This window comes from Imhoffiella purpurea (genome assembly GCF_000585215.1).
GTDB lineage: Bacteria > Pseudomonadota > Gammaproteobacteria > Chromatiales > Chromatiaceae > Imhoffiella > Imhoffiella purpurea.
On sequence record NZ_AONC01000062.1, the window covers coordinates 61,020 to 67,314 of the forward strand.

Here is a 6,295-nt window from a genome sequence, read left to right on the forward strand (position 1 = left end):
GACGACTTTGCTTATCAGAATCGCTGGACTAGGGTCTGCCCTGAGACACCCCTATCCAACGCAGCATCCCTTCAGCTGGGAGCTGGCGGCTGGTAGCTGAAAGCTCTCTACCAGCTCGCCTTGACGACGCCGGGGACGTCCCCACGCATCACGGCCTCGCGCAGCTTGTTGCGCGACAGACCGAATTTGCGATAGACGGCGTGCGGGCGGCCACTGACGCGGCAGCGGCGCTGCTGACGGCTCGGGCTCGCATCGCGCGGGAGCTTCGCCAGCTTCTGCACCGCCTCGTCGATCTGCTCGGGAGAGGCGCTGCGATCGTTGATCACGGCCTTGAGTGCCTCGCGCTTGGCGCTGAAGCGGGCCGCGGTCTCGGTGCGCTTGCGATCGCGCGCAATCATGCTTTTCTTCGCCATTATGCTGTCTCGGTTCCGTTGAATCAGGTACGGAACGGGAAGTTGAAGGCCTCGAGCAGTGCCCGACCTTCCTCATCCGTCCGCGCCGAGGTGGTGATGGTGATATCCAGTCCACGCAGGGCGTCGATCTTGTCGTAATCGATCTCGGGGAACATGATCTGCTCGCGCACGCCCATCGAATAGTTGCCGCGACCGTCGAACGCCTTGGGGCTCAGACCACGGAAGTCGCGGATACGCGGGATCGAGACGCTGATCAGGCGATCGAGGAACTCGTACATGCGCTCGCGACGCAGGGTCACCTTGCAGCCGATCGGCCAGCCTTCGCGGATCTTGAAGCCGGCGACGGATTTGCGGGCGTAGGTGACGATCGGCTGCTGGCCGGCGATCGCGCGCATGTCGGCGACCGCATTATCCATCACCTTCTTGTCGGCGACAGCCTCGCCGACGCCCATGTTGAGCGTGATCTTCTCGATCTTCGGCACCTGCATGACGCTCTTGTAGCCGAAGCGGTCCTTGAGCTGACCGACGATGCGCTCTTTGTATTCAGTCTGTAATCTGGACATTTCGCTTCCTTCGGTCAGACGTCGACGACTTCGCCGTTCGATTTGAACACGCGAACCTTGCGGCCGTCTTCCAAGGTCTTGAAGCCAACTCGATCGCCCGCCCCCTTCTGAGGGTTGTAGAGCGCCACATTGGAGACATGGATCGGCATCGCGCGATCGACGATTCCACCCGGCTCCCCGACCTGCGGGTTGGCCTTCTGGTGCTTGCGAGCGATATTGATGTTCTCGACGACGACCTTGCCCTCGTCGACGACGCGCAGTACGGTACCACGCTTGCCCTTGTCTTTGCCGGCGATGACGATGACGTCGTCGCCCTTTTTGATCTTCTGCATGACGTCGACTCCCTTACAGCACTTCCGGCGCCAGCGAAATGATCTTCATGAAACGCTCGCCGCGCAGTTCGCGGGTCACGGGCCCGAAGATACGGGTGCCAATCGGCTGAAGCTGGTTGTTCAGCAAGACGGCGGCATTGCCGTCGAAACGAATCAAGGAACCGTCCGGACGGCGCACGCCCTTGCGGGTGCGAACCACGACCGCGTTGTAGACGTCGCCCTTCTTGACCTTACCGCGCGGGATGGCGTCCTTGACGGAGACCTTGATGACATCGCCGATGCCCGCGTAGCGCCGATGCGACCCGCCGAGCACCTTGATGCACATCACGCTCTTGGCGCCGCTGTTGTCGGCGACGCTGAGATTCGTCTGCATCTGAATCATTGTCTTGTACCTAAAGCTTGTTGCTGATCCGGGTGTTGATTCCGGTTGCTCTGCGAGTGGCCGCGAGGCCGGGCGGGTGCCAGAGGCACACGACGCCTAGGCGCCTCAGCGTGCCTTCTCGAGGACCTCGAGCAGACGCCAGGTCTTCGTCTTGGACAGAGGACGGCACTGCTCGACCCGGACGAGATCGCCCGCACCACACGCGTTGGACTCGTCGTGCGCATGGATCTTGGTCGACCGACGCAGGAACTTGCCATAGAGCGGATGCTTGACGCGACGCTCGATGAGCACGGTCACCGTCTTGTCCATGGCGGCGCTGACGACACGCCCTTCCAGTGTCCGGTTGGTGTTGTTCTCGTCGCTCATGATTTACCGCCCGCCGTCTTTTCAGCCATGACCGTCTTGATCCGGGCGATGTCCCGGCGCACGGCCTTCATCTGCGAGGGCTTGGACAGCTGCCCCGTGCCCCGTTGCATGCGCAGATTGAACTGCTCGCGAAGCAGATCCATCAGCTGCTTCTGCAGATCATCGACACTGCTGTTTCTAATCTCGTTCGCCTTCATCAGAGAATCGTCCGCTTTTCAAAGGTGGTCTGCACCGGCAGCTTGGCCGCAGCCAGCTTGAAGGCCTCGCGGGCCAGCTCCTCGCTGACACCTTCGATCTCGTAGAGCATGCGGCCCGGCTGGATGAGGGCGACCCAGTATTCGACGTTGCCCTTGCCCTTACCCATGCGCACCTCGAGAGGCTTCTTGGAGATGGGCTTGTCGGGGAAGACGCGAATCCACAGCTTGCCGCCACGCTTGACGCTGCGGGTAATGGCACGACGGGCCGCCTCGATCTGGCGCGCCGTGATACGGCCGCGCCCGGTGGCCTTGAGGCCGAACTCGCCGAAGCTCACGCGGTTGCCGCTCTGGGCCAGACCGCGATTGCGTCCCTTGTGTTGCTTTCGGAACTTGGTGCGTTTCGGTTGCAGCATGTCTTAACCCTTCTTTCCGGCCGCTTTAGGCGCCGGTTCTTCGGGAAGCTGCTCGCCGAAAACCTCGCCTTTGAAGATCCAGACCTTGACGCCCAGCACACCATAGGTGGTCCGTGCCTCGGCGAAGCCGTAGTCGATATCGGCACGCAGGGTATGCAGAGGTACGCGACCGTCACGCGCCCATTCGCTGCGCGCGATCTCCGCGCCGTTCAGACGTCCGGCGACGCTCACCTTGATGCCCTCGGCACCCAGACGCATGGTGTTCTGGATGGCGCGCTTCATGGCGCGGCGGAACATGATACGGCGCTCGAGCTGCTGGGCGATGCCCTCGGCGACGAGCTGCGCGTCCAGTTCCGGCTTGCGGATCTCCTCGATGCTGATGTGCACCGGGATACCCATCATCGCGGACACCTTGGCCCGCAGCTTGTCGATGTCCTCGCCCTTCTTGCCGATCACCACGCCCGGACGGGCGGTATGGATGGTGATGTGGGCATTCTTGGCCGGACGATCGATCTGGATGCGGCTCACGGACGCCTTGGCGAGCTCCTTGCGCAGGAAGTCGCGCACCATGAGATCGGTGTTGAGCAGATCCGCATAATCTTTCGAATTGGCATACCACTTGGACGTCCAATCCTTGACGATGCCAAGCCGGATACCATTCGGATGTACTTTCTGTCCCATACTGGTCTCCTGGGCTACCTTAGCCTTCGGCCACAGTCAGCGTAATGTGACTGGTGCGCTTCATGATGCGGTTGGCGCGGCCCTTGGCACGCGCATGGATTCGCTTCATGGTCGGGCCTTCGTTGACCTGAATGGCCGCGACCTTGAGCTCGTCGATATCCGCACCTTCGTTGTGCTCGGCATTGGCAATGGCGGATTCCAGGACCTGCTTGATGAGCCCGGCGCCCTTCTTGGTGCTGAACGCGAGTGTATTCAGGGCCTCTTCGACATGACGGCCACGAATCAGATCCGCCACCAGTCGTGCCTTCTGGGCCGAGATGCGGGCGTATTTGAGTGTTGCTACGGCTTGCATCCGCTGTCTCCGACTAGCGCTTCTTGGCTTTCTTGTCGGCGGCGTGCCCGCGATAGGTGCGGGTCAGCGCGAACTCGCCGAGTTTGTGGCCGATCATGTTTTCGTTGACGAGCACCGGCACGTGCTGACGCCCGTTGTGGACCGCAATGGTCAGACCCACCATCTCAGGCAGGACCATGGACCGACGCGACCAGGTCTTGATCGGGCGCTTGCTGTTTTGGGCGACCGCCTCTTCCACCTTTTTGACCAGGTGGTGGTCCACAAAGGGTCCCTTTCGAATCGAACGTGGCACTTGCTCAACCTCGCCTTATTTACTTGCGACCGCGACGACGCACGATCATGCTGTCGGTCCGCTTGTTACTGCGCGTCTTATGACCCTTGGTCGGCACGCCCCAGGGAGTGACCGGATGACGGCCACCGGAGGTACGACCCTCGCCACCACCGTGCGGGTGATCGACCGGGTTCATGACGACACCGCGAACGGTCGGACGCACGCCGCGCCAGCGGCTCGCGCCGGCCTTGCCCAGCTTGCGCAGGCTGTGCTCGGCGTTGCCGACCTCGCCGATGACGGCGCGGCACTCGGCATGCACCTTGCGCATCTCGCCGGAGCGCAGACGCAGGGTCGCGGTACCGGCATCGCGGGCGACCAACTGGGCCGTGGCGCCGGCGGAACGGGCCATCTGAGCCCCCTTGCCGGGACGCATCTCGATGCAGTGCACCTGGGTACCGACCGGGATGTTGCGCAACGGCAGGCAATTGCCGACCGCGATCGGGGCAGCCTCGCCAGCCTGCACGCTGTCGCCCGCCTGCAGCCCCTTCGGGGCGATGATGTAGGCGCGCTCGCCGTCGGCGTACTTGAGCAGGGCGATGTGCGCGGAGCGATTCGGATCGTACTCCAGACGCTCGACGGTCGCCGGAACGCCCTCTTTGTTGCGCTTGAAGTCGATGACGCGATAGCGCTGCTTGTGGCCGCCGCCCTGGTGACGCACGGAGATGCGGCCCTGGTTGTTGCGACCGCCCTTCTTGCTTTTCTTCTCCAGCAAGGGCGCATGGGGAGCCCCCTTGTGCAGGTCCGGTGTCTGCACCTTGACGACGAAGCGGCGCCCGGCAGACGTCGGTTTGGTCTTTACGATTGGCATCTTGGTCTATCCGTTGCTGTCCGCCGCCGCGCTCAAGCGCCGCCGCCGAAGTCGATATCTTGACCGGCCTTGAGGCGAACGTACGCCTTGCGCCAGTCCTGCCGCTTGCCCAGGCGCTGCCCGAAGCGCTTTTGCTTGCCCTTGACGTTGAGGATGCGGACGCTGTCGACCTGCACCTCGAACAACATCTCGACGGCCTTGGCAACCTCCTGCTTGGTCGCGTCTCCGACGACGCGGAAGCCGACCTGCCCGGCCATCTCGGCCATACGCGAGGTCTTCTCGGAGACAATCGGCGCCAGCAGCACCTTCATCAGACGCTCATTGTTCATGCCAGGCGCTCCTCGAGTTTCTTGATGGCCGCCTCGGTGGCAAGCACATGATCGAAGGCCATCATGCTCACGGGGTCCACTTCCTGTGCCGACAGCACGTCGACGTGGGGCAGATTGCGCGCCGCCAGGAAGACCTTGTCGTCGAAGCCGTCGGTCAGGATGAGCACGTCCTTGACCTCGTAGGTCTTCAGCAGGGCGAGCAGCTCCTTGGTCTTGTGGGTCTCGAGGCTCAGCTCGGGCGCGACCACCAGACGCTCGGCACGCACCAGCTCGGACAGAATCGAGCGCACGGCACCACGATACATCTTGCGGTTCACCTTCTGGGCGAAATCGCGCGGCTGGGCCGCGAAGGTGACACCACCGGAGCGCCAGATGGGGCTACGCGACGTACCGGAACGGGCCCGGCCCGTTCCCTTCTGACGCCACGGCTTGGCACCGCCACCCGAGACGGCCGAACGGTTCTTCTGAGCCTTGGTGCCGGAGCGCGCGCCCGCCAGATAGGCGACCACCACCTGGTGAACCAGACCCGGTTTGTATTCGACGCCGAACACGGCGTCTGAAACCTGCACACTGGACGAACCAGTGTGGTTTCGAATGGCGAGTTCCATGAGTGCTTAGCCCTTGTTCTTTTGCTTCACGGACGGCAGCACGATCAATCGCCCGCCGGTCGGTCCCGGCACACCGCCACGGACCAGCAGCAGGTTACGGTCGGTATCGACCCGCACTACCTCGAGGTTCTGCTGACAACGATTGGCCGCACCCAGGTGACCAGCCATCTTCTTGCCCTTCCAGACACGACCCGGGGTCTGGTTCTGACCGATGGAACCCGGCGCGCGGTGCGACAGCGAGTTGCCATGGGTCCGGTCCTGCCCGGCGAAGTGATGACGACGGATGGCGCCGGCAAAGCCGCGCCCCTTGGTCACACCGCGCACGTCGACCTTCTGACCGGCCTCGAAGATGGAGACCGAGATCTCCTGCCCGACCTGCAGATCGGCACCTTCACCGCCCTCGAGACGGAATTCCTTCAGCACCTCGCCAGCCTCGACGCCGGCCTTGGCGTAATGGCCCGCCATCGGCTTGGTGACGCGCGAGGCACGGCGCTCGCCATAGGCGACCTGGATGGCGCTG

General features: G+C 63.1%; 14 protein-coding genes. All 14 read right to left on the reverse strand.

Going from position 1 to position 6,295, the window contains the following annotated elements; translation table 11 throughout:
• Positions 1 to 107 precede the first annotated feature (107 nt).
• Positions 108 to 413: a 30S ribosomal protein S14 gene (gene rpsN / locus D779_RS17710; protein WP_043756643.1), complete on the reverse strand. Its 306-nt coding sequence runs from the start codon at positions 411 to 413 to the stop codon at positions 108 to 110.
• Between the two features lie 23 nt (positions 414 to 436).
• On the reverse strand, positions 437 to 976 hold the full coding sequence (gene rplE, locus D779_RS17715) for a 50S ribosomal protein L5 (RefSeq protein ID WP_043756645.1): 540 nt from the start codon (positions 974 to 976) through the stop codon (positions 437 to 439).
• 14 nt (positions 977 to 990) lie between these two features.
• On the reverse strand, positions 991 to 1,308 hold the full coding sequence (rplX, locus tag D779_RS17720; RefSeq protein ID WP_043756647.1) for a 50S ribosomal protein L24: 318 nt from the start codon (positions 1,306 to 1,308) through the stop codon (positions 991 to 993).
• A 13-nt stretch (positions 1,309 to 1,321) separates the two neighbouring features.
• Entirely contained in the window at positions 1,322 to 1,690 is a 369-nt protein-coding gene (gene rplN, locus D779_RS17725; protein ID WP_007040461.1) for a 50S ribosomal protein L14, read from the reverse strand.
• Positions 1,691 to 1,795: 105 nt separating this feature from the next.
• A complete protein-coding gene (gene rpsQ / locus D779_RS17730; RefSeq protein WP_043756650.1) occupies positions 1,796 to 2,056 on the reverse strand; it encodes a 30S ribosomal protein S17 in 261 nt (86 codons plus the stop codon).
• Positions 2,053 to 2,253: a 50S ribosomal protein L29 gene (gene rpmC / locus D779_RS17735; protein WP_043756651.1), complete on the reverse strand. Its 201-nt coding sequence runs from the start codon at positions 2,251 to 2,253 to the stop codon at positions 2,053 to 2,055. Before rpmC ends, rpsQ begins: the two co-directional genes overlap by 4 nt.
• A complete protein-coding gene (rplP, locus tag D779_RS17740) occupies positions 2,253 to 2,666 on the reverse strand; it encodes a 50S ribosomal protein L16 (protein WP_043756653.1) in 414 nt (137 codons plus the stop codon). The genes rpmC and rplP overlap by 1 nt, the downstream gene beginning before the upstream one ends.
• Before the next feature lie 3 nt (positions 2,667 to 2,669).
• Entirely contained in the window at positions 2,670 to 3,347 is a 678-nt protein-coding gene (gene rpsC / locus D779_RS17745; protein WP_043756654.1) for a 30S ribosomal protein S3, read from the reverse strand.
• Positions 3,348 to 3,366: 19 nt separating this feature from the next.
• Positions 3,367 to 3,699 carry a 50S ribosomal protein L22 gene (rplV, locus tag D779_RS17750; protein ID WP_043756655.1) on the reverse strand — a complete coding sequence of 111 codons (333 nt, stop codon included), beginning with the start codon at positions 3,697 to 3,699 and terminating at the stop codon, positions 3,367 to 3,369.
• A gap of 13 nt (positions 3,700 to 3,712) precedes the next feature.
• Positions 3,713 to 3,991 (reverse strand): 30S ribosomal protein S19, encoded by a 279-nt coding sequence (rpsS, locus tag D779_RS17755; RefSeq protein ID WP_043756657.1) that lies wholly within the window; start codon positions 3,989 to 3,991, stop codon positions 3,713 to 3,715.
• 19 nt (positions 3,992 to 4,010) lie between these two features.
• Positions 4,011 to 4,838, reverse strand: coding sequence for a 50S ribosomal protein L2 (gene rplB / locus D779_RS17760; RefSeq protein WP_043756658.1), 828 nt, complete (start codon positions 4,836 to 4,838; stop codon positions 4,011 to 4,013).
• Between the two features lie 32 nt (positions 4,839 to 4,870).
• Positions 4,871 to 5,167, reverse strand: a complete 297-nt coding sequence (rplW, locus tag D779_RS17765) for a 50S ribosomal protein L23 (protein ID WP_043756659.1) — start codon at positions 5,165 to 5,167, stop codon at positions 4,871 to 4,873.
• Positions 5,164 to 5,775 (reverse strand): 50S ribosomal protein L4, encoded by a 612-nt coding sequence (gene rplD / locus D779_RS17770; protein WP_043756661.1) that lies wholly within the window; start codon positions 5,773 to 5,775, stop codon positions 5,164 to 5,166. Before rplD ends, rplW begins: the two co-directional genes overlap by 4 nt.
• Positions 5,776 to 5,781: 6 nt before the next feature.
• Positions 5,782 to 6,295 (reverse strand): 50S ribosomal protein L3 (gene rplC / locus D779_RS17775; protein ID WP_043756663.1); only part of this gene is annotated, 514 nt, incomplete at its 5' end.

What these genes read in the sequence shown, in the direction of transcription:
- rplW (WP_043756659.1), bottom strand. Translation starts at nt 5,167, where the DNA reads ATGAACAATGAGCGTCTGATGAAGGTGCTGCTGGCGCCGATTGTCTCC.
- rplX (WP_043756647.1), bottom strand. Translation starts at nt 1,308, where the DNA reads ATGCAGAAGATCAAAAAGGGCGACGACGTCATCGTCATCGCCGGCAAA.
- rpsC (WP_043756654.1), bottom strand. Translation starts at nt 3,347, where the DNA reads ATGGGACAGAAAGTACATCCGAATGGTATCCGGCTTGGCATCGTCAAG.
- rplD (WP_043756661.1), bottom strand. Translation starts at nt 5,775, where the DNA reads ATGGAACTCGCCATTCGAAACCACACTGGTTCGTCCAGTGTGCAGGTT.
- rplE (WP_043756645.1), bottom strand. Translation starts at nt 976, where the DNA reads ATGTCCAGATTACAGACTGAATACAAAGAGCGCATCGTCGGTCAGCTC.
- rplV (WP_043756655.1), bottom strand. Translation starts at nt 3,699, where the DNA reads ATGCAAGCCGTAGCAACACTCAAATACGCCCGCATCTCGGCCCAGAAG.
- rplN (WP_007040461.1), bottom strand. Translation starts at nt 1,690, where the DNA reads ATGATTCAGATGCAGACGAATCTCAGCGTCGCCGACAACAGCGGCGCC.
- rplB (WP_043756658.1), bottom strand. Translation starts at nt 4,838, where the DNA reads ATGCCAATCGTAAAGACCAAACCGACGTCTGCCGGGCGCCGCTTCGTC.
- rpsQ (WP_043756650.1), bottom strand. Translation starts at nt 2,056, where the DNA reads ATGAGCGACGAGAACAACACCAACCGGACACTGGAAGGGCGTGTCGTC.
- rplP (WP_043756653.1), bottom strand. Translation starts at nt 2,666, where the DNA reads ATGCTGCAACCGAAACGCACCAAGTTCCGAAAGCAACACAAGGGACGC.
- rpmC (WP_043756651.1), bottom strand. Translation starts at nt 2,253, where the DNA reads ATGAAGGCGAACGAGATTAGAAACAGCAGTGTCGATGATCTGCAGAAG.
- rpsN (WP_043756643.1), bottom strand. Translation starts at nt 413, where the DNA reads ATGGCGAAGAAAAGCATGATTGCGCGCGATCGCAAGCGCACCGAGACC.